The organism is Geodermatophilus sp. URMC 62 (genome assembly GCF_052931475.1).
The window spans coordinates 3,914,761-3,935,500 of the sequence record NZ_JBRFHY010000001.1; the positions used below are offsets into that span (position 1 = coordinate 3,914,761).

Genomic DNA, 20,740 nt, shown 5'->3' on the forward strand with positions numbered 1-20,740 from the left:
CGCCGCACTCGGGGTCCTTTCATCCCGAGGGACGGACGGGTGTCCGCGCAGACCTCACCGCTGCCGTGGAGAGGGTCGTGGCGCTGCTGAGCGAGCGCCGGTACACCCTCGTGACGTCGTCGCGGTGGCTGACGGGTGGCTGCGGAGTGCGTCTGGAGGCCCGCCCACCGTGACGGCGGTCGCAGGCTGCGGATCCCGATGGCCGTTCCACCGCCTCCGGGACGGCCGGTTTCTCGAGCTGCGCGAGTACCCCTGCGTGCAGGGCGCGGCGAGCTGACCGTCGTGGGCCGGCTTCCGCCTACCAGCCGCGGGCGCGCCACTCCGGCAGCGACGGGCGCTCGGCGCCCAGCGTCGTGTCCTTGCCGTGCCCCGGGTAGACCCAGGTGTCGTCCGGCAGCGCGCCGAACAGCCGCTGCTCGACGTCGTCGACGAGGCTGGCGAAGGCCTCCGGCGACCGGGTCTTCCCGACGCCGCCGGGGAAGAGGCTGTCCCCGGTGAACACGTGCGTGCCCGACCCGCGCCAGACGAGCGCGATGCTGCCCGGCGTGTGCCCGCGCAGGTGCACCACCTCGAGCACCTGCTGCCCGACCTCGACGGTGTCGCCGTGCGCCACGGTGCGGTCGACCGGCACGGGCAGGTCGCCGGCGTCGGCGGCGTGCGCGACGGTCCGCGCGCCCGTGGCGGCGACGACGTCGGGCAGCGCGCGGTGGTGGTCCCAGTGCCCGTGCGTGGTGACGACGGTGCGCAGGTCGGCGTCGCCGACGATCGCGCGCAGCGTGTCCGGCTCGGCGGCGGCGTCGACCAGCAGCGCCTCCCCGGTCGCGGTGCACCGCAGCAGATAGGCGTTGTTGGCCATCTCGCTGACCGCGACCTTGCTGATCGTCAGCCCCGGCAGCTCGCGCACGTCTGCCGGACCGCCCACCTCGACGTCGCCGGTGTAGCTCATCGGGCCTCCGTTCGAGATCTGTCGGCGGCCGTGGTTACGGTCGCCGCATGGACGCTAGCGGAGGTCCGGGCGGCGCCCGGGTCGTCGGTTCGCCGGCCACCGGGATCGCCGCCCGGGTCCGGTCCGGCGAGCTCTCCGCCGTCGAGGTGGTGCGGGCGCACCTGGCCCACCTCGCCGACGCCGAGCCGCGGATCGGCGCGTTCCGGCTGGTCCGCGAGCAGGCCGCGCTCGCCGAGGCGGCGGCGGTCGACGCCCATCCCGACCGGGCGTCGCTGCCGCTGGCCGGGGTCCCGGTCGCGGTGAAGGACAACGTCGCCGTCGCCGGCGAGACCGCCACCGACGGCGGCGCGGTCGTGGGCGCGCGGCCGGCCGCGGCCGACCACCCGGTCGTCGCGCGGTTGCGTGCCGCCGGCGCGGTCGTCGTCGGGATCACCCGGATGCCCGAGCTCGGCCTCTGGCCCACGACCGACGGTCCGGGCACGGTCACGCGCAACCCGTGGGACACCGCCCTGTCGCCGGGCGGGAGCTCGGGCGGCAGCGCCGCCGCGGTCGCGGCCGGTGTCGTGCCCCTGGCCCAGGGCAACGACGGGCTGGGCTCGCTGCGGCTGCCGGCCGCCGCCTGCGGGCTGGTCGCGCTCAAGCCCGGCCGCGGGGTGCTGCCCGCCGGGGTCGGCGCCGACGACTGGTCGGGCATGGTGGTCAACGGCGTGCTGGCCACGACCGTCGCCGACGTCGCCCTGGGCACCGCCGTCCTGGCGGGGGAGATCCCGGCGCCCTCCGCGGACCCCGGCCGGCCGCTGCGGATCGCCGTCGCCCGGCGCTCACCCGTGCCCGGGGTGCGGCCCGACGGCCCCACCCGCGGCGCGGTCGAGCGGACGGCGCGGCTGCTGCGCGGCGCGGGGCACGTCGTGGTCGAGCGCGACCCGGTGATCCCGCCGGGCGCCGCGCTCGGGGGGCTCGTCCGCTGGTTCGCGGGTGCGGAGGACGACGCCGCGGCCCTCGGTGCGGACCGGTCGGCCCTGCTGCCGCGCAGCCGCGCCCACGCGCGGCTGGGCCGGCTCGCCCGCCGGGCCGGTCTGGTGCGGCCCGCGACCGCCGAGCGGTTCCGCGAGCGGACGGCGGCCTTCTTCGCCGACTCCGACCTCGACGTGCTGCTGTCGCCCGTCACGAACGGGCCGCCGCTGCCCGCGCGGCCGTGGCACGAGCGCGGGTTCCTCGTCAACGCGGGCGCCGCCGGCCGCTGGGCGGCGTGGGCGCCGGCCTGGAACCTGGCCGGGGTCCCGGCGGTCGTGCTGCCGGTCGGCACCCGGGCCGAAGGGACCCCGCTGGCCGTCCAGCTGGTCGGCCCCCCGGGCAGCGAGACGCGGCTACTCTGGCTGGCCGGGGAGCTGGAACGACGGCAGCCCTGGCGCCGCCACGCGCCGGTCTTCGACCCCACCGGAGCGCCGTCCCCGGCTCCCGTCTGACCGCACCACGCAGCAGGCGCAACGTCGCCGTCGTCACGGATTGCACCCGGGCGGTGACGACGTTGTCCGTATCGACATCTCGACATCTCCATCGCAGGGCCCCGGTGCGACCGGTCGGCCCGGCTGACCGACAGGGATCACATTGGACCGTCTCGTCGTCCGCGGCGCCCGTGAGCACAACCTCAAGGACGTCCACCTCGACCTGCCCCGCGACGCCATGATCGTGTTCACCGGGCTGTCCGGGTCGGGGAAGTCGAGCCTGGCCTTCGACACGATCTTCGCCGAGGGCCAGCGGCGCTACGTCGAGTCGCTGTCGGCCTACGCCCGCCAGTTCCTCGGTCAGATGGACAAGCCCGACGTCGACTTCATCGAGGGTCTGTCGCCGGCGGTGTCGATCGACCAGAAGTCGACGAACCGCAACCCGCGCTCCACCGTCGGCACCATCACCGAGGTCTACGACTACCTGCGCCTGCTCTACGCCCGCGCCGGCCAGCCGCACTGCCCGAACTGCGGCAAGCCGATCTCCCGGCAGACGCCGCAGCAGATCGTCGACCAGGTGCTGGCGATGGAGGAGGGCACCCGGTTCCAGGTGCTCGCCCCGGTGGTGCGCGCGCGCAAGGGCGAGTACGTCGACCTGTTCAGCTCGCTGCAGACCCAGGGCTTCTCCCGCGTCCGGGTCGACGGCACGGTGCACCCGCTCACCGAGCCGCCGAAGCTGAAGAAGCAGGAGAAGCACACGATCGAGGTGATCGTCGACCGGCTCACCGTCAAGGAGAGCGCCAAGCGCCGGCTCACCGACTCGGTCGAGACCGCGCTGGGCCTGGCCGGCGGCCTCGTCGTCCTCGACTTCGTCGACCTGCCCGACGACGACCCGCAGCGGGAGCGGACCTTCTCCGAGCACCTCGCCTGCGTCGACGACGGGCTGTCCTTCGAGGCCCTCGAGCCGCGCAGCTTCTCGTTCAACTCGCCGTTCGGCGCCTGCCCCGAGTGCACCGGCATCGGCACCCGCAAGGAGGTCGACCCCGACCTCGTCATCCCCGACCCCGGGAAGAGCCTCGCCCAGGGTGCGGTGGCCCCGTGGGCCGGGTCGATGAGCAACGAGTACTTCCAGCGGCTGCTGTCCGGCCTGTCGGACATGCTCGGCTTCTCCATGGACACCCCGTGGGAGGACCTGCCGGCCAAGGTGCAGAAGGCCGTCCTGCACGGCTCGCCCGACCAGGTGCACGTCCGCTACAAGAACCGCTACGGCCGCGAGCGCAGCTACTACGCCGCGTTCGAGGGCGTCCTGCCCTTCCTCGAGCGCCGGCACGAGGACACCGACAGCGAGTACATGCGGGACAAGTACGAGGGCTACATGCGCGACGTGCCGTGTCCCGTGTGCCACGGCACCCGGCTCAAGCCGGAGATCCTCGCCGTGAAGCTCAACAGCCGGTCGATCGCGGAGGTCACCGGCCTGTCCATCGGCGAGGCCGCCGACTGGCTCGGCGCGCTGGAGCTGGGGGAGCGCGAGCGGGCCATCGCCGACCGCGTGCTCAAGGAGATCCAGGCCCGGCTGTCCTTCCTCGTCGACGTCGGCCTGGACTACCTGTCCCTCGACCGACCCGCGGCGACGCTCGCCGGTGGCGAGGCGCAGCGCATCCGCCTGGCCACGCAGATCGGGTCGGGACTGGTCGGCGTGCTCTACGTGCTCGACGAGCCGTCGATCGGGCTGCACCAGCGCGACAACACCCGGCTGATCGAGACGCTGGTCCGGCTCCGCGACATGGGCAACACGCTCATCGTCGTCGAGCACGACGAGGACACGATCAAGACCGCCGACTGGGTGGTCGACATCGGCCCGGGCGCCGGGGAGCACGGCGGCGAGGTGATCGTCAGCGGCACGGTCGACGACCTGCTGGCCAGCGAGCGGTCGCTGACCGGGCAGTACCTGTCCGGCCGGATGGAGATCACCGTGCCGAAGGTGCGGCGGCAGCCGCAGCCGGGCCGCGAGCTGGTGGTCAAGGGCGCCCGTGAGCACAACCTCAAGGGCGTCGACGTGACCTTCCCGCTGGGGGTGCTCGTGGGGGTCACCGGGGTGTCCGGGTCGGGGAAGTCCAGCCTGGTCAACGACATCCTCTACACGGTGCTGGCCAACCAGCTCAACCGCGCGCGGATGGTGCCGGGGCGGCACCGCACGGTCACCGGCCTGGAGCACCTGGACAAGGTCGTGCACGTCGACCAGTCGCCGATCGGGCGCACGCCGCGGTCCAACCCGGCCACCTACACCGGCGTGTGGGACCAGATCCGCAAGCTGTTCGCGCAGACGTCGGAGGCGAAGATCCGCGGCTACCAGCCCGGCCGCTTCTCCTTCAACGTCAAGGGGGGCCGCTGCGAGGCGTGCTCCGGCGACGGCACGATCAAGATCGAGATGAACTTCCTGCCGGACGTCTACGTCCCGTGCGAGGTGTGTAAGGGCGCCCGGTTCAACCGGGAGACCCTCGAGGTGCACTACAAGGGCAAGACGGTGGCTGAGGTCCTGGACATGCCGATCGAGGAGGCCGCCGACTTCTTCGCGGCGATCCCGGCGATCGCGCGGTACCTGCGGACGCTCACCGACGTCGGCCTGGGCTACGTGCGGCTCGGCCAGCCGGCGACGACGCTGTCCGGCGGTGAGGCGCAGCGGGTCAAGCTGGCGAGCGAGCTGCAGAAGCGGTCCAACGGCCGCAGCGTGTACGTCCTCGACGAGCCGACCACCGGCCTGCACTTCGAGGACATCCGCAAGCTGCTGCTCGTGCTGCAGGGCCTGGTCGACAAGGGCAACTCGGTGATCGTCATCGAGCACAACCTCGACGTCATCAAGAGCGCCGACTGGCTGATCGACATGGGCCCCGAGGGCGGGTTCCGCGGCGGCACGGTCGTGGCCGAGGGGCCGCCGGAGTTCGTCGCATCGGTGCCCGAGTCGCACACCGGCCGCTACCTGGTGCCGCTGCTCGACCCGGCGGCGGTCGAGGCCGCGGCGGCCGAGCCGAGGAAGCGGGCCACCCGCAAGCGCGCGAGCTGAGGGGCCGGTCGGGTGCGCGGCGGTCCCATCCGCGTCGATGCTGTCGCGGAGGGGACCTTCGTCGCGCGCCCGAGCTGCTCCGGCGACGACGTCCCGGCCGGCGCACACCCGGAGGTCTTCGACCGGGACGGGGCCGCATGGCTGCCGATCGGCAGTCTCGTGGTCCGGACCGGAGGGCGGGTGGTCCTCGTCGACGCCGGGCTGGGCCCGGAGGTGCCGCACCTGCCCGACGGGGTGCTGCTCGCCGGCGGCCGGCTGCTCACCGGTCTGCGTGGGCTCGGCGTGAGTCCTGACGACGTCACCGACGTGGTCTGCACAGACCTGCACGCCGACCACGTCGGCTGGCTGTTCGGGCCCGACGGCGACCCGGAGTTCCCCGGCGCCACCGTCTGGTTCGGCGCCGTGGACGCCGCCGTGGACGCCGCCGTGGCGCCGGGCGTGGAGGCCGCGCCGACGCCGGGGTACACGCCGGGGCACACGCCGGGCTCGCCGTCCGTGGTGGTGACCTCCGCCGGCCAGCGGCTGGAGCTGCTCGGGGACGTGATGACCTGCCCGGTGCAGCTCGCCGAGCCCGGCTGGCGCTCGGTGGGTGACGTCGCCCGGGCCCGGCCGCCCGCACCCGCCGCCGGCTGTGGCAGCTGCTGGGGGAGGAGGGGACGACGGGCGTTGCGCCCACGTCCCGCAGCTCGCCGCCGGCCGCGTCACCGCTCCGGGACGCTGGGTGCAGACGGACCAGTCCCCGTCCCCGTCCGGCGGCGTCAGGCCCAGCGCCGGATGAACTCCGCCGTGGCCTGGCCGACCTCGTCCGGGTGCGAGGCGCTGAGGAAGTGCGCGCCCCCGTCGACGACGCGCACCTGTGCGTCCGCGCTGTGCGTGAACAGCCGGATCTCCTCCTCGGCGTTCGCGACGGAGTAGACGCGGTCCTCGGTGCCGTGCATCCACAGCACCGGGCACCGCACCGCGTCCAAGCGGCCGTGCAGGCCGTCGCGGTCGCGCAGGTTGATGCTGCTGAGCCGCAGCCGCCGGCGCCCCGCGTCGCCGGTGTAGTTGCGCTGGTGCGTCTCGTGCCAGAAGGCGCGTTCCTCGGGCGCGATGTCGTCGCCGAAGCCCTCCGCGAGGGTCGCGTCGACGAGCTCGAGCGGGATCACCCAGTCGTCGTCCACCTCCGCGGCGAGCGCGTCGATGGCCGGCGTGCAGAAGGCGACGCCGTCCCAGCAGCCGAGCTCGCGGCTGCGCGGGCTCTCGGTGTCCATGGAGGTGCCCAGCGGGACGATGCCCCTGATCGTGTCCGGCGCCAGCACCGCCATGCGGGCCGCCACCCAGCCGCCCTGCGAGGTGCCGAGGACGAACGCCGCGCGGATGCCCAGCGCCTCGAGGACCTGCAGGTCGGCGATGGCCGAGTCCCAGTAGGTGAACTGCTCGTAGCCGGCGCGCGTGCGGCCGTGACCGTAGGGCTCGAGGGCCAACAGGTTGGCCGTGGCGGCGAGGTCCTCGTCGGCGAACTGTGGCCGGTAGAGGTCGGCGGAGGTGCTGAAGGAGTTGACCATGACCAGCGTCGGCAGCGAGGCGTCGTAGGGCCGGCCGAAGCGGTAGCCGATGGTCGAGGTGCCGAGGTGGGGCACCGTGATGATCTCTGTCTCGCCCATGGTCGCTCCGGTCGTCCGGCATCGCTGCAGGCCAGGTCCGTGGTGCGTTCGCCATCGTGGCGGCGTGCCCGGGGCGGGTCAACGTGCCGGCCGGACCCCGAGCGCTCGGTCCGACGGCTCGGGGCGGCTCGGTAGGGCGGTGGCGTGGTGACCGCTGTCAGCCCCGTGGGTGTGGTGACGGTGGGGGTGCCGTCGGGTGCGAGCGGGTGGGTCCAGCCGGGAGCCTGGTGCTTGCCCCGGTGGTGGCCGGTGCAGTAGCCGGTGACGTCGGCCGCGCAGGTCGCGTCGGCGGGCCAGGGGACGGTGCGGTCGAGTCCGCCGCCGCGGGGCACGTTCGAGATCAGGGAACCGCGTCGAGGCAGTCGGACGACCGTTCCTCCGGCTGTCGCGCTGGTGGGGCGAGGGCGGGGAGGGGCCCGGCGGGGAGCAAGGAGGTGGCGTGGGACCCGCGGCGCTCGCCACGCTGGAGATCCCGGGGCCGGGTCGGCCGCCGGCGCGGAGGTCTTCGGCGCGGCGCTCGAGCCAGGGGAGCAGGTCGACGTCGACCAGCGACTGGCCGGCGAGCTCCTGCGCGAGGACGCGACCGACGGCGCTCCGCCGCGCAGCCGGGTGGACCTCGACGCCGGGATCGCCCGCGTCGTCCTGCCGCCGCGGTGAGCCGGAGCAGCGAGGACTCCGCCCCGCCGGTGCGCGGGACCAGCGGGACGGGTCCGGTCGCTGTCGCCCGGCCAGGGGTGGTCTCCACCGGCGGCACGGCGGCACTTGAGCGGTACGGGCGCGGGCCGTATCGTCCGCTGTGATTGACGTCACGCCGCCGTCCCGGCGTGACGGTTGCCCGATGGAGGAGACGCCGATGAGCGCGCTCACGCCCGACTGCGACCCCGACCTGTCCACCTGCGGCTCACCCCTGGGCCCGAGGCCGGGCGGGGGCGTCCGCTCCACGGTCGTCCTGCTCGCCCTGGTGACCGTGGCGGTGCTCGCCGTCACCAGCGCCGCGGTGCCCGGGGTCGTCGCCGTCCTCGCCGGCGGCGTGGGCATGGTCTCGGCGCTCGTGCTGGGCGGTCGAGCGGTCCGCCTCGGACGCCGTGTGGCGGCCGCCGCTGCCACGTGGTCGCCCCAGGTCCGGCGGTCCCGGCCGGTGGGCTGACCGCCACCTCCCTGACGGCGCCCCGGGCTGCGCGGCCGGCCCGGGAACGGCAGGCTGACCGGGCGACGACGCCGTCCGAGGAGGCCGCCCGATGACCAGCCCTGCCCCCGTCACCTGGACCGACGCCGCCGACGGCGTCCGGCTCGCCGAGCGCCGCTGGCGACCGGACGGCGCGGTGCGCGGGACCGTCCAGCTGGTGCACGGGCTGTCCGAGCACGCCGGCCGCTACGAGCGGCTGGCCGCGGCCCTCACCGCCCGCGGCCTCGCCGTCGCCGCGCTCGACCAGCGCGGGCACGGGCTGACGGCGGAGTCGACCGGCCCCGGCGCCTTCGGTCCGGGCGCCACCAGCGACGCCGTCCTCGACGACGTCCGCGACCTGGGGGAGCGGCTGGCCACCGAGCACCCCGGCGTCCCGTACGTCCTGCTCGGCCACTCGCTCGGCTCCGCGGTCGCGCTGGCCTCCGCCGAGCGGGACGGCGCCGGGCTGGCCGGCCTCGTCCTCTCCGGGCCGATCGGCGTCGCCCCGCACATGGCGGAGGCCGTGCGGCAGCTGGAGGCCGCCGTCGCCGGTGGGATGGGCGGGCAGCCGATGGACGCCCTCGGCGGTTTCAACGCCTCCTTCGAGCCGGCCCGCACGCCGTACGACTGGCTCTCCCGCGACGAGGCCGAGGTGGACGCCTACGTCGCCGACCCGCTGTGCGGGGACGACGTCCCGCCCACCTACGGCTACGGCGCCGGGATGTTCGCCCTCGTCGCCCGGGCGGCGAGCCCCGAGAGCGTGGCCGGCCTGCCCGCCGGGCTGCCGGTGCTGCTGCTCTCCGGGCAGCGCGACCCGGTCGGCGGCCAGGACGCCGCCCAGGTCACCGCGCTGGCGGAGCTGCTGCGCGGCCGCGGCCTGCCGGTGGAGCAGCGGGTCTACCCCGACGCCCGCCACGAGGTGTTCAACGAGACCAACCGCGACGAGGTGACCGCCGACCTGCTCACCTGGCTCGAGGGCCGCCTGGCCTGAGCCGGCCGGTGCAGCGGTGGGGGACGAGACGGTGAGCCGGGCCAGCGAGGACTCCAACCGGCGGATGCTGCGCGCCCGCGACGCGATGGACCGCAGCTACGCCGAGCCGCTCGACGTCGCCGCCCTGGCCCGGCTCGCCCACGTCTCCGGGGCGCACTTCATCCGCACCTTCAAGGAGACCTTCGGCGAGACGCCGCACCGGTACCTGCAGCGCCGCCGGGTGGAGCGGGCGATGTTCCTGCTGCGCAGCACCGACCGCACGGTCACCGACGTCTGCACGGCCGTCGGCTTCTCCAGCCTCGGCACGTTCAGCCGGGTGTTCGCCGAGGTCGTGGGCGAGCCGCCGAGCGCGTACCGGCGGCGCGGGCCGCTGGCGCCGGTCCCTTCCTGCTTCGGCATGCGGTGGCTGCGCCCGAGCGAGAAGACAGCAGTTCCGGAGAAGCCCGGCACCGACGTGCGCCCCTAGCGTCGTCGGCATGTTGACCTCCATCTCGATCACCTCCCTCTACGTGCTGGACCAGGACCAGGCGCTGGACTTCTACGTCGGGAAGCTGGGCTTCGAGGTCCAGATCGACCAGGAGTTCGGGCCGATGCGCTTCCTGACCGTCGTCCTGCCCAGCGACCCGGGCCACGCCGTGCTGCTGGAGCGGCCCGCACCGCCGTCGGTGAGCCCGGAGATCGCCGACACGGTGCGCGACCTGGTGACCAAGGGCGCCGGCGGCGGTCACCTGTTCCTCACCACCGACGACGCGCACGAGACCCACGCCGCGCTCAAGGAGAAGGGCGTCGACCTGCCCGAGGAGCCGGTCGTGCAGCCCTACGGCATCGACTTCGGCCTCCGCGACCCCTTCGGCAACTCCGTGCGCATCGCGCAGATGACCCCGCCCCCGACGGACTGACCCCCGGCCGGGCCCGTCCGTGGCGGGCCCGGCCGGACCGCACCGGCAGCCCGGGAACCACACCCGTGTGGTTCGCGGGACGGGAGGCGGGCGGACCGTCGGGGCTCCGACCTACTGTGGACACGTGCCCGACCCGTCCACGTACCGACCGGCGGTCGGCTCCATCCCCGAGTCGCCCGGGGTCTACAGGTTCCGCGATCCCAACGGCCGCGTCATCTACGTGGGCAAGGCCAAGAGCCTGCGCCAGCGGCTGAACAGCTACTTCGCCGACGTCGCCGGCCTGCACCCGCGCACCCGCCAGATGGTGACGACGGCGGCCGGCGTCGAGTGGACCGTCGTCGGCACCGAGGTCGAGGCCCTCCAGCTCGAGTACAACTGGATCAAGGAGTTCGACCCGCGGTTCAACGTCCGCTACCGCGACGACAAGAGCTACCCCAGCCTCGCCGTGACGCTCAACGAGGAGTACCCGCGGCTGCAGGTCATGCGCGGCCCGAAGAAGAAGGGCGTGCGGTACTTCGGCCCCTACGCGCACGCCTGGGCGATCCGGGAGACGCTCGACACGCTCACCCGCGTCTTCCCGGCCCGCACCTGCTCCACCGGCGTGTTCAAGCGCGCCGGGCAGATCGGCCGCCCCTGCCTGCTCGGTTACATCGGCAAGTGCGCCGCGCCCTGCGTGGGCCGGGTCAGCGCCGAGGAGCACCGCGCGATCGTCGAGGACTTCTGCGACTTCATGGCCGGCCGCACCGACCTCATGGTCCGGCGGCTGGAGCGGGAGATGGCCGAGGCCGCCGAGGCGATGGAGTACGAGAAGGCCGCCCGGCTGCGCGACGACCTCGGTGCGCTCAAGCGGGCCATGGAGAAGCAGGCCGTCGTCCTCGGGGACGGCACCGACGCCGACGTCGTCGCCTTCGCGCAGGACGAGCTGGAGGCCGCCGTCCAGGTGTTCCACGTGCGCGGCGGGCGGGTGCGCGGCCAGCGCGGCTGGATCATCGACAAGGTCGAGGAGGTCACCACCGGCGAGCTGGTGGAGCACTTCCTCCTGCAGGTCTACGGCGGGGTCGACGAGCAGACCGGCGTCGGTGAGGCCGGGGAGGCGGTGCCCAAGGAGGTGCTGGTCCCCGAGCTGCCCGAGGACGCCGACGTCTACGAGGAGCTGCTCACCGAGCTGCGCGGCTCCCGGGTGTCGCTGCGGGTGCCCCAGCGCGGCGACAAGCGCAGCCTGCTGGAGACCGTCGAGCGCAACGCCAAGGAGGCCTTCGCCCGGCACCGGGTCAAGCGCTCCAGCGACCTCACCGCCCGCAGCCTCGCGCTCTCCGAGCTGCAGGAGGCCCTCGAGCTGCCCGAGGCGCCGCTGCGCATCGAGTGCATCGACGTCTCGCACGTGCAGCAGACCAACGTCGTCGCCTCGATGGTGGTGTTCGAGGACGGCCTGGCGAAGAAGTCCGACTACCGCCGGTTCTCCGTGCAGCACGGCACCGACGACACCGCGGCGATGGCCGAGGTGGTCCGCCGCCGGTTCGCCCGCCACCTCAAGGAGGAGGCCGACCGCATCGACGAGCAGGGCGTCGCCGCGGAGGAGGGGCGGCCGCGCCGCTTCGCCTACCCGCCCAACCTGCTCGTGGTGGACGGCGGCGCGCCGCAGGTGGCGGCCGCGGCCCGGTCGCTCGACGAGCTCGGCATCGTCGACGTCGCCGTCTGCGGGCTGGCCAAGCGGATGGAGGAGGTGTGGCTGCCCGGCGAGAACGACCCGGTGATCCTGCCGCGCACCTCCGAGGCGCTGTACCTGCTGCAGCGGGTGCGCGACGAGGCCCACCGCTTCGCCATCACCTACCACCGGCAGAAGCGGTCGGTCAGCATGCTGGTCTCCCTGTTGGACGACGTCCCCGGTCTCGGGGAGACGCGGCGGAAGGCGCTGATGAAGCAGTTCGGGTCCCTCAAGCGGCTGCGCGCGGCCTCGGTGGACGAGCTCATGGCGGTGCCGGGGATCGGCCGCCGCACCGCCGAGGCGGTCCTGGCCGCCGTCGCCGAGCCCGTGGTCGAGCCCGCAGCCGAGCCCCCGGCCGAGCCTGCGGCCGGGGGGTCCGCCGACCCCCGGGTCGTGGAGACGACGACCGCGCCGGCGGGACCGGCCGAGCGGGGCACGCCCGTCGCCGGCGCCGGCGACACCGCCGAGGTCGGGCGGGTCGCCTCGTGAGCGCCGAGCAGGGGACCGGGGCGACGACGGCGGCGCCGACCGCGGACGGCGCCGCGCGGGACGGGCAGGCCGGTCCGCAGGCCGACGTCCCGGCCGGCCTCGACGGGAGCAGCACCGAGACGCCGCCGCTGGACGTCGTGGTGGTCACCGGTCTCTCCGGAGCCGGGAAGAACAGCGCCGGGCGGGTGATGGAGGACCTCGGCTGGTACGTCGTCGACAACCTGCCGCCGGCGCTGCTGCTGCCGATGGTCGAGCTCGGCGCGCGCGGCGACGTCCGCCGCTTCGCCGCGGTCGTCGACGTCCGCAGCCGGGCCTTCTCCAGCGACCTCCAGGAGGCCATCCGGGTGCTGGCCGCGGCCGGGCACCGGCCGCGGGTGGTCTACGTGCACGCGCGCGACGAGGTGCTGGTGCGCCGGTACGAGTCCAACCGCCGCGAGCACCCGCTGCAGGGCTCGGGCCGGCTGATCGACGGCATCTCCGCCGAGCGCGCCCTGCTCACCGGCATCGCCGGGGAGGCCGACCTGTGGGTCGACACCAGCGACCTCAACGTCCACCAGCTGCGGGCCACGCTGGAGAACGCCTTCGCGCGGGAGGGCCGGACCCCGCCGCTGACGGCGACCGTGCTCAGCTTCGGCTTCAAGTACGGCCTGCCGCTGGACGCCGACCTCGTCGTCGACGCGCGCTTCCTGCCCAACCCGCACTGGCTGCCCGAGCTGCGCCCGCACACCGGGCAGGACCCGGACGTGCGGGACTACGTGCTCGGCCAGGAGGACGCCGGGCCGTTCCTCGACCGCTACACCGACGTGCTGCGGCTGCTCGTGCCCGGCTACCGGCGGGAGGGCAAGCGCTACCTGACGCTCGCGGTCGGCTGCACGGGCGGCAAGCACCGCAGCGTTGCCATCGCCGAGGAGTTCGCCCGCCGGCTGTCGGCCGAGGGCATCGACGCCGTCGCCCGCCACCGCGACCTGGGCCGCGAGTAGTGGGCGCGCCTCCCCGGGTGGTCGCCTTCGGTGGCGGCCACGGACTCGCCGCGGCCCTGGGCGCCTGGCGCCTGATCACCCCCGACCTGACCGCCGTCGTCACCGTCGCCGACGACGGCGGGTCCTCCGGGCGGATCCGCCGCGAGATGCCCGTGCTGCCGCCCGGCGACCTGCGCATGGCCCTGGCCGCGCTGGCCGGTGCCGACCCCGCCCGGCAGCAGATGGCGCGGCTGTTCCAGCACCGGCTCGGCGGCACCGGCGTGCTGGCCGGGCACCCGGTCGGCAACCTCGTCCTCACCGGCCTGGTGGAGCTGCACGACGGCGACACCGTCCGCGCGCTCGACGCCGCCCGGGAGCTCGTGGGGGCCTGCGGCCGGGTGCTCCCGATGGCCGACGTCCCGCTCGACCTCGTCGCGCGCGTGGAGACGTCCGACCCCGACGACCCGGCGCGCACCCGCACCATCCGCGGGCAGGTCGCCATCGCGTCCACGCCCGGCCGGGTGCGGGAGATCCTGGTCTCGCCGGCCGACCCGCCCGTGCACCCCGACGTGCTGGCCGCCATCGCGACCGCCGACGTCGTGTCGCTGGGCCCCGGCTCCTGGTACACCTCCGTGCTGCCCCACCTGCTGGTGCCCCGGCTGCGGGCGGCGCTGGCCGCGAGCCCCGCCCGGGTGGTCGTGGTGCTCAACCTGGAGCCCCAGCCGGGGGAGACCGACGGGTTCTCACCGGAGGAGCACCTCCGGGTGCTCCAGGGGCACCTGGGCGGTGTGGCGCTGCACACGGTGATCGCGGATGCGGAATCGGTGGTTGACCGTTGTGGTCTCCTGTCTGCAGTGCGCGAGTGCGGCGCCGAGCTCGTCCTGGCTCCGGTCGCCGAGCTCGACGGCTCACCGCGCCACGACCCCACGCGGCTGTCGGCCGCGCTGGCCTCGGTGGTGGTCGGAGCGCGGTGACGGGTAGGGGTCGCAGCCGGTGCACCGGTTCCGACGGTGACCGGACGGTTCGAGGGGGAGAGGTGACGCCGCGTATGGCGCCGCAGCAGGTGAGGGGGTGGTCGTCGTGGCGATGACCGCCATGGTCAAGGACGAGCTGTCCCGCGTGGAGTGCACGCGGACCTCCGAGCGCAAGGCCGAGGTCACCGCGCTGCTCCGCTTCTCCGGCGGGCTGCACATCGTGGGCGGCCGCGTCGTCATCGAGGCGGAGCTGGACACCGGGTCGGTGGCCCGCCGGCTCCGGCGGGACATCAGCGAGGTCTACGGCTACACCAGTGGGGTCAGCGTGCTGGCCGGCGGCAACATCCGCCGCGGCGTGCGCTACCTGGTGCGCATCGCCAAGCACGGCGAGGGCCTGGCCCGGCAGACCGGGCTGGTCGACCAGCGCGGCCGCCCGGTGCGCGGCCTGCCGCCCTCGGTGGTCTCCGGCAGCATCAACGACGCCGAGGCCGCCTGGCGCGGCGCCTTCCTGGCCCACGGCTCGCTCACCGAGCCCGGCCGCTCCTCCTCGCTGGAGGTCACCTGCCCCGGCCCGGAGGCCGCCATGGCCCTCGTCGGTGCGGCCCGCCGGCTGGGCATCGCGGCCAAGGCCCGCGAGGTGCGCGGCGCCGACCGGGTGGTCGTCCGCGACGGCGACGCGATCAGCGCGCTGCTCACCCGCATGGGCGCCCACGACGCGGTGCTGGCCTGGGAGGAGCGGCGGATGCGCCGCGAGGTCCGGGCCACCGCCAACCGGCTGGCCAACTTCGACGACGCCAACCTGCGCCGCTCCGCGCGTGCCGCCGTCGCCGCCAGCGCCCGGGTCGAGCGGGCGCTGGAGATCCTCGCCGGCGACGCACCCGAGCACCTGCTCGTCGCCGGCCGGCTGCGCCTCGAGCACGGCCAGGCCTCGCTGGAGGAGCTCGGCCAGCGCGCCGAGCCGCCGATGACCAAGGACGCCGTCGCGGGCCGGATCCGCCGGCTGCTGGCCATGGCCGACAAGCGCGCCAAGGACCTCGGCATCCCCGACACCGAGTCGGTCGTGACCGAGGACATGCTCGCCCAATAGCGGGAGGACCGCCCCCTCCCCACGCGTCGCCCGGGGAGCCCTCCGCGCCGCGGGGGCTCCCCGTGGCCGGCCGGGGCTCACCCGGACGGCGCGTGCCCCGGCCGATAGGGTCGTCGCGGATCGCGGCCGCGCGACCGCGTGGCCGACCGAGGCGACAGTCGAGCACATGGAGGTCAGCTGTGACCGTACGGGTGGGCATCAACGGGTTCGGGCGGATCGGCCGCAACTTCTGGCGGGCGGCCGCGGCCAGCGGCAAGGACATCGAGATCGTGGCGGTCAACGACCTGACCAGCCCCGAGGTCCTCGCCCACCTGCTGAAGTACGACAGCATCCTGGGGGTGCTGTCCGAGGACGTCGGCGCCGACGGCGAGGGCATCAAGATCGCCGGGTCGACCATGAAGGTGCTCTCGGAGCGCGACCCGGCCAACCTGCCCTGGGGCGACCTGGGCGTCGACGTCGTCGTCGAGTCCACCGGCTTCTTCACCAAGGCCGACGACGCCCGCAAGCACGTCGACGCCGGCGGCGCCAAGAAGGTGGTCATCTCCGCGCCGGCGACCGGTGACGACCTGACCATCGTGATGGGCGTCAACCACGAGAAGTACGACGGCTCGCAGACGATCATCAGCAACGCGTCCTGCACCACCAACTGCCTGGCCCCGCTGGCCAAGGTGCTCAACGACTCGTTCGGCATCGAGCGCGGGCTCATGACCACGATCCACGCCTACACCGCCGACCAGAACCTGCAGGACGGCCCGCACAAGGACCTGCGCCGCGCCCGCGCCGCCGCGCTCAACATGGTCCCGACCTCGACCGGTGCGGCCAAGGCGATCGGCCTGGTCCTGCCGGAGCTGCAGGGCAAGCTCGACGGCTACGCCGTCCGCGTCCCGGTGCCCACCGGCTCGGCCACCGACCTCACCGTCCAGCTCTCCCGCGAGGTGCCGGCCGACGAGATCGACGCCGCCTACCGCGAGGCCGCGGCCGGCCCCCTGGCCGGCATCCTCAAGTACACCGACGCCCCGATCGTCTCCTCCGACATCGTCACCGACCCGGCGAGCTGCATCTACGACTCCAAGCTCACCAAGGTCTTCGGACCGATGGCCAAGGTCCTCGGCTGGTACGACAACGAGTGGGGTTACTCCAACCGGCTGGTCGACTCCGTCGAGCTCGTCGGCCGCTCGCTCTGACGCCGCACGTCATGCGTTCCCTCGACGACCTGCTCGCCGAGGGGGTCTCGGGTCGGCGCGTGCTGGTGCGCGCCGACCTGAACGTCCCCCTCGACAAGCAGACCCGCGCGATCACCGACGACGGGCGGATCCGCGCCAGCCTGCCCACCCTGCAGGCGCTCCGCGACGCCGGCGCCCGCGTCGTGGTCGCCGCCCACCTGGGCCGCCCGAAGGGTGCGCCGGACCCGCAGTACTCCCTGGCCCCGGTCGCCGCGCGGCTCGGGGAGCTGCTCGGCACGGAGGTGCCGCTGGCCACCGACGTCGCCGGCGACGACGCCACCCGGCGGGCCGCGGCCCTCGGCGACGGCGACGTCCTGCTGCTGGAGAACGTCCGCTTCGAGGCGGCCGAGACGGCCAAGGACGACGCCGAGCGCGGCGAGCTGGCCGACCGGCTGGCCGCCCTGGCCGACGTCTACGTCGACGACGCCTTCGGGGCGGTCCACCGCAAGCACGCGTCGGTCTACGACGTCGCGCAGCGCCTGCCGCACGTCGCCGGCCGGCTGGTGGCCACCGAGCTCGACGTCCTCACCCGGCTCACCAGCGACCCCGAGCGGCCCTACGTGGTCGTGCTCGGCGGCTCGAAGGTCAGCGACAAGCTCGCCGTCATCGAGGCGCTGCTGCCCAAGGTCGACCGGCTGCTGGTCGGTGGCGGCATGTGCTTCACCTTCCTCGCCGCGCAGGGCTCCGGCGTCGGGACGTCGCTGCTGGAGGCCGACCAGGTCGACACCTGCAAGCGGCTGCTCGCCGAGGCGGGGAGGAGGATCGTGCTGCCGCTCGACGTCGTCTGCGCGCCGGAGTTCAGCGCCGCGGCGCAGACGACCACCGTCCCCGTCGACCGGATCCCGGACGACCAGATGGGCCTGGACGTCGGCCCGCGCACGGTCGAGGCGTTCGGCCGCGAGCTGGCCGACGCGCGGACGGTGTTCTGGAACGGCCCGATGGGCGTGTTCGAGCTCGCGCCGTTCCAGGCCGGCACCCGCGGCGTGGCCGAGGCCGTCGCCGCCGTCGACGGGCTGTCGGTGGTCGGTGGCGGGGACTCCGCGGCCGCCGTCCGCCAGCTCGGGCTCGACGAGGCCGCCTACGGGCACATCAGCACCGGCGGCGGGGCGTCCCTGGAGTACCTCGAGGGCCGGGAGCTGCCCGGTCTCGCGGTGCTCGCCGACGGGCGGGAGGGCTGATGGCCCGCACCCAGCCGCCGGCCCGCCGCGAGGGGCGCCGCCCGCTCATCGCGGGCAACTGGAAGATGCACATGACGCACCTGGAGGCCATCGGCCTGGTGCAGAAGCTCGTCTTCAGCCTCACCGAGAAGCAGCTCGACGACGCCGAGGTCGTCGTCCTCCCGCCGTTCACCGCGCTGCGCAGCGTGCAGACCCTCGTCCAGGGCGACAAGCTCGCCGTCGGCTACGGCGCGCAGGACCTCTCGGCGCACGACTCGGGCGCCTACACCGGCGAGGTCAGCGGCGGGATGCTCGCCGCGCTGGCCTGTGGCTTCGTCGTCGTCGGGCACTCCGAGCGGCGGGCGCTGCACGGCGAGGACGACGCCGAGGTGGCCGCCAAGGTCGCAGCGGCGCTGCGGCACGGGCTCACGCCCGTCCTGTGCGTGGGGGAGGGGCTCGACGTCCGCCGCGCCGGCGGGCACGTCGCGCACTGCACCGCCCAGCTCGACGCGGCGCTGGAGGGCCTCACCGCCGAGCAGGTGGGGGAGGTCGTGCTGGCCTACGAGCCGGTGTGGGCGATCGGCACCGGGGAGGTGGCCACGCCCGAGGACGCCCAGGAGGTGTGTGGTGCCTTACGGTCACGGCTCGCCGAGCGTTTCAGCCCGGAGACGGCCGCGGGGGTCCGTATCCTCTACGGCGGGTCGGTGAAGGCCGCCAGCACGGCCGGGATCCTGGCCGGGCCGGACGTCGACGGTGCACTCGTCGGGGGCGCGAGCCTGGACGCCGACGAGTTCGCGCAGATCTGTCGGATCGCCGCCGAGGGCAGCTAGCAGCCACCGGCGGCCCAGTGAGGGCGGGTGGGTGGACAGCACGCGCGAGCGCTCCTCCGGGAGCACGCCCACCCGACCCCCGGGCCGCCGGGCCGCCTGGCTGCGCGGCACCGCCGGACGGGTGCTCGCCCTGGTCGGCGTCGTCGTGCTCGTCGTCGTCCTCGCGGTCAGCTGCGGCGCGAGCCGGGACGGCGCCGCCGGCGTGCCCGTGCTCGGCGACGGGCCCGACGCCGGCGTCGAGGGCGTCCGCTCGGCCTCCGAGGCCACCGGCGGGACGCTGCGCGTGGTCACCGGCGAGGTCGACAGCCTCGACCCGCAGCGCTCCTACCAGCCGGGCGTGTGGAACCTCATGCGGCTCTACACCCGCACGCTGGTCACCTACTCCTCCGAGCCCGGCAGCACCGGCGACCTGGTGCCCGACCTCGCCACCGACCTCGGCACCACCACTGACGGCGGGCTGACCTGGACGTTCACCCTGCGCGAGGGCGCCCGCTTCGAGAACGGGCGGGCGATCACCTCCCGCGACGTCAAGTACGGCATCGAGCGGTCCTTCGCCTCCGACGTCGTCGTCGGCGGGCCCACCTACGTCGTCGACCTGCTCGACGACCCGGAGGACCCCTACGCCGGGCCCTACCAGGACGAGGACCCCGGCAAGCTGGGCCTGGCCGCCGTGGAGACGCCGGACGACCTCACGCTCGTCTTCCGGCTGCGCGCCGCCCAGCCCGACTTCCCCTACGTGCTGGCGCTGCCCTCGAGCAGCCCCGTGCCGGTGGAGAACGACACCGGCGCCGACTACGGCCGCGACCCCGTCTCCTCCGGTCCCTACGCGGTGACCACCGTCGACGCCGAGACCGGCATCGTCCTCGACCGCAACCCGAACTGGGACCGCGCGGCCGACCCCGTCCGCTCCGCGCTGCCCGACCGCGTCGTCGTCCGCACCGGGATGTCCAACCTCGAGCGCGACCAGGCGCTGCTCGCCGGGTCGGCCGACGTCGACGTCTCGGGCACGGGCGTGCACACCGCCACCACCGCCCGCCTGGCCGAGGGCGCCGGGGGAGAGGTGCCGCTGACCGACCGGGTCGACGACGTGACCAGCGGGGCGGTGCGCATGCTCGCCCTGCCCACCGACGTGGCGCCGATGGGCAACGCCGACTGCCGGGCCGCGGTGGCCGCCGCCATCGACCGGCGCGCCGTGCAGGACGCCGCGCTGGGCGCGGACCACGCGGTGCGCACCTCGCAGCTGTGGCCGCGCGCGATCCCGGGTGGCCCGGAGGAGCCCGACCCGGGTCCCGACCCCGACGCCGCCCGCGCCGCCCTCGCCGCCTGCGGGCAGCCGCAGGGCTTCCGCACGGTGCTCGCCGTCCCCGACGCGCCGACCAGCATCGCGGTCGCCGACGCGGTCGCCGGGCAGCTGGAGGCCGTCGGCATCCTCGCCGAGGTGCGCCCGCTCCCGGCGGCGAGCTTCTACGCCACCGACGTCGGCAGCCCGGACAACGTGGCCCGCAACGGCTACGGCATCGTGCTGGCCACCTGGACCGCCGACTTCCCGACCCCCGGGTCGTTCCTGGTGCCGCTGGCCGACGGCCGGTCGGTGAGCGCGGTCGGCAACACCAACTACGCCCGGCTGACCGACCCGGCGCTGTCCGGCCTGGTCGACGCCGCCCGCCAGGCCCCCGACGCCGGGGCGGCCCGCGCGGCGTGGCGCGAGGTGGCCACCGCGGCCCGGGCGACGCACGCCTACGTGCCGCTCGTGGAGACGCGCCTGCAGCTGCTGGCCGGTCAGCGGCTGCACAACGGCGTCGTCATGCGGCCCTACGCCGGCTACGACCTGGCCACCGCGGGCGTGCGCTGACCGGAGCGCCCGGCGCCACCGGCTACCCTGGACCCATGTTCGAGCTCGTCCTCAACGTGGTGCTGGTCCTCGCCAGCGTGCTGCTCGTGGTGCTGATCCTCCTGCACCGCGGCAAGGGGGGCGGGCTGTCCTCGATGTTCGGCGGCGCGGTGTCCTCGCAGCTGTCCGGGTCCTCGGTCGTGGAGAAGAACCTCAACCGGCTCACCGTGTTCACCGGCCTGATCTGGGCGGTGTGCATCGTCACGCTCGGCATCCTGCTGAAGATCTGAGCGTCACGATCCGCAGGTGTTGCGGCGAAAACGTGATCGGGG

The 20,740-nt window shown here is 74.7% G+C and carries 18 protein-coding genes and 1 pseudogene; 17 read left to right on the forward strand and 2 right to left on the reverse strand.

Annotation, left to right across the window (positions count from 1 at the left end):
• Positions 1 to 298: 298 nt before the first annotated feature.
• A complete protein-coding gene (locus ACU616_RS18990; protein WP_446759973.1) occupies positions 299 to 946 on the reverse strand; it encodes an MBL fold metallo-hydrolase in 648 nt (215 codons plus the stop codon).
• A gap of 47 nt (positions 947 to 993) precedes the next feature.
• On the opposite strand from ACU616_RS18990, the gene ACU616_RS18995 reads away from it, so the two are divergent.
• The 3 genes and pseudogenes from ACU616_RS18995 to ACU616_RS19005 all read left to right on the forward strand — a co-directional run.
• Positions 994 to 2,412 carry an amidase gene (locus ACU616_RS18995; protein WP_446759974.1) on the forward strand — a complete coding sequence of 473 codons (1,419 nt, stop codon included), beginning with the start codon at positions 994 to 996 and terminating at the stop codon, positions 2,410 to 2,412.
• Between the two features lie 142 nt (positions 2,413 to 2,554).
• Positions 2,555 to 5,452, forward strand: a complete 2,898-nt coding sequence (gene uvrA, locus ACU616_RS19000) for an excinuclease ABC subunit UvrA (RefSeq protein WP_446759975.1) — start codon at positions 2,555 to 2,557, stop codon at positions 5,450 to 5,452.
• Positions 5,453 to 5,611: 159 nt separating this feature from the next.
• Positions 5,612 to 5,788: pseudogene (locus ACU616_RS19005) on the forward strand (MBL fold metallo-hydrolase); the annotation flags it as partial.
• 422 nt (positions 5,789 to 6,210) lie between these two features.
• Here the strand turns inward: ACU616_RS19005 and ACU616_RS19010 are convergent.
• Positions 6,211 to 7,098, reverse strand: a complete 888-nt coding sequence (locus ACU616_RS19010) for an alpha/beta fold hydrolase (RefSeq protein ID WP_446759976.1) — start codon at positions 7,096 to 7,098, stop codon at positions 6,211 to 6,213.
• A gap of 393 nt (positions 7,099 to 7,491) precedes the next feature.
• Between ACU616_RS19010 and ACU616_RS19015 the strand changes: the two genes are divergently transcribed.
• The 14 genes from ACU616_RS19015 (at position 7,492) to secG (ending at position 20,698) form a co-directional block, all read left to right on the forward strand.
• Positions 7,492 to 7,755 carry a DUF6191 domain-containing protein gene (locus ACU616_RS19015; RefSeq protein WP_446759977.1) on the forward strand — a complete coding sequence of 88 codons (264 nt, stop codon included), beginning with the start codon at positions 7,492 to 7,494 and terminating at the stop codon, positions 7,753 to 7,755.
• 196 nt (positions 7,756 to 7,951) lie between these two features.
• Positions 7,952 to 8,245: a hypothetical protein gene (locus ACU616_RS19020; RefSeq protein WP_446759978.1), complete on the forward strand. Its 294-nt coding sequence runs from the start codon at positions 7,952 to 7,954 to the stop codon at positions 8,243 to 8,245.
• A gap of 91 nt (positions 8,246 to 8,336) precedes the next feature.
• Positions 8,337 to 9,254, forward strand: coding sequence for an alpha/beta fold hydrolase (locus ACU616_RS19025; protein ID WP_446759979.1), 918 nt, complete (start codon positions 8,337 to 8,339; stop codon positions 9,252 to 9,254).
• A gap of 31 nt (positions 9,255 to 9,285) precedes the next feature.
• Positions 9,286 to 9,720, forward strand: coding sequence for a helix-turn-helix domain-containing protein (locus ACU616_RS19030; RefSeq protein WP_446759980.1), 435 nt, complete (start codon positions 9,286 to 9,288; stop codon positions 9,718 to 9,720).
• A gap of 10 nt (positions 9,721 to 9,730) precedes the next feature.
• Positions 9,731 to 10,153, forward strand: coding sequence for a VOC family protein (locus tag ACU616_RS19035; RefSeq protein WP_446759981.1), 423 nt, complete (start codon positions 9,731 to 9,733; stop codon positions 10,151 to 10,153).
• Between the two features lie 124 nt (positions 10,154 to 10,277).
• On the forward strand, positions 10,278 to 12,347 hold the full coding sequence (gene uvrC / locus ACU616_RS19040; protein ID WP_446759982.1) for an excinuclease ABC subunit UvrC: 2,070 nt from the start codon (positions 10,278 to 10,280) through the stop codon (positions 12,345 to 12,347).
• Entirely contained in the window at positions 12,344 to 13,327 is a 984-nt protein-coding gene (rapZ, locus tag ACU616_RS19045; protein WP_446759983.1) for an RNase adapter RapZ, read from the forward strand. The genes uvrC and rapZ overlap by 4 nt, the downstream gene beginning before the upstream one ends.
• A complete protein-coding gene (locus ACU616_RS19050) occupies positions 13,327 to 14,280 on the forward strand; it encodes a gluconeogenesis factor YvcK family protein (RefSeq protein WP_446759984.1) in 954 nt (317 codons plus the stop codon). Before rapZ ends, ACU616_RS19050 begins: the two co-directional genes overlap by 1 nt.
• Positions 14,281 to 14,392: 112 nt before the next feature.
• Positions 14,393 to 15,367, forward strand: a complete 975-nt coding sequence (whiA, locus tag ACU616_RS19055; protein WP_446761502.1) for a DNA-binding protein WhiA — start codon at positions 14,393 to 14,395, stop codon at positions 15,365 to 15,367.
• Positions 15,368 to 15,546: 179 nt separating this feature from the next.
• Positions 15,547 to 16,551 (forward strand): type I glyceraldehyde-3-phosphate dehydrogenase, encoded by a 1,005-nt coding sequence (gene gap, locus ACU616_RS19060; protein ID WP_446759985.1) that lies wholly within the window; start codon positions 15,547 to 15,549, stop codon positions 16,549 to 16,551.
• An 11-nt stretch (positions 16,552 to 16,562) separates the two neighbouring features.
• Positions 16,563 to 17,768 carry a phosphoglycerate kinase gene (locus ACU616_RS19065; RefSeq protein ID WP_446759986.1) on the forward strand — a complete coding sequence of 402 codons (1,206 nt, stop codon included), beginning with the start codon at positions 16,563 to 16,565 and terminating at the stop codon, positions 17,766 to 17,768.
• Complete coding sequence (gene tpiA / locus ACU616_RS19070) at positions 17,768 to 18,577, forward strand: triose-phosphate isomerase (protein ID WP_446759987.1); 810 nt, start codon at positions 17,768 to 17,770, stop codon at positions 18,575 to 18,577. Before ACU616_RS19065 ends, tpiA begins: the two co-directional genes overlap by 1 nt.
• A 31-nt stretch (positions 18,578 to 18,608) precedes the next feature.
• The gene (locus ACU616_RS19075) at positions 18,609 to 20,429 is read left to right on the forward strand and encodes an ABC transporter substrate-binding protein (protein ID WP_446759988.1); all 1,821 of its coding nucleotides are present in this window, start codon (positions 18,609 to 18,611) and stop codon (positions 20,427 to 20,429) included.
• Between the two features lie 35 nt (positions 20,430 to 20,464).
• On the forward strand, positions 20,465 to 20,698 hold the full coding sequence (gene secG, locus ACU616_RS19080; protein WP_446759989.1) for a preprotein translocase subunit SecG: 234 nt from the start codon (positions 20,465 to 20,467) through the stop codon (positions 20,696 to 20,698).
• Positions 20,699 to 20,740 lie beyond the last annotated feature (42 nt).

Excerpts from the sequence above, each read along its gene's own strand:
- ACU616_RS18990 (WP_446759973.1), bottom strand. The coding sequence starts at position 946 with ATGAGCTACACCGGCGACGTCGAGGTGGGCGGTCCGGCAGACGTGCGC.
- ACU616_RS18995 (WP_446759974.1), top strand. The coding sequence starts at position 994 with ATGGACGCTAGCGGAGGTCCGGGCGGCGCCCGGGTCGTCGGTTCGCCG.
- ACU616_RS19010 (WP_446759976.1), bottom strand. The coding sequence starts at position 7,098 with ATGGGCGAGACAGAGATCATCACGGTGCCCCACCTCGGCACCTCGACC.
- ACU616_RS19020 (WP_446759978.1), top strand. The coding sequence starts at position 7,952 with ATGAGCGCGCTCACGCCCGACTGCGACCCCGACCTGTCCACCTGCGGC.
- ACU616_RS19025 (WP_446759979.1), top strand. The coding sequence starts at position 8,337 with ATGACCAGCCCTGCCCCCGTCACCTGGACCGACGCCGCCGACGGCGTC.
- ACU616_RS19035 (WP_446759981.1), top strand. The coding sequence starts at position 9,731 with ATGTTGACCTCCATCTCGATCACCTCCCTCTACGTGCTGGACCAGGAC.
- whiA (WP_446761502.1), top strand. The coding sequence starts at position 14,393 with ATGACCGCCATGGTCAAGGACGAGCTGTCCCGCGTGGAGTGCACGCGG.
- ACU616_RS19065 (WP_446759986.1), top strand. The coding sequence starts at position 16,563 with ATGCGTTCCCTCGACGACCTGCTCGCCGAGGGGGTCTCGGGTCGGCGC.
- tpiA (WP_446759987.1), top strand. The coding sequence starts at position 17,768 with ATGGCCCGCACCCAGCCGCCGGCCCGCCGCGAGGGGCGCCGCCCGCTC.
- secG (WP_446759989.1), top strand. The coding sequence starts at position 20,465 with ATGTTCGAGCTCGTCCTCAACGTGGTGCTGGTCCTCGCCAGCGTGCTG.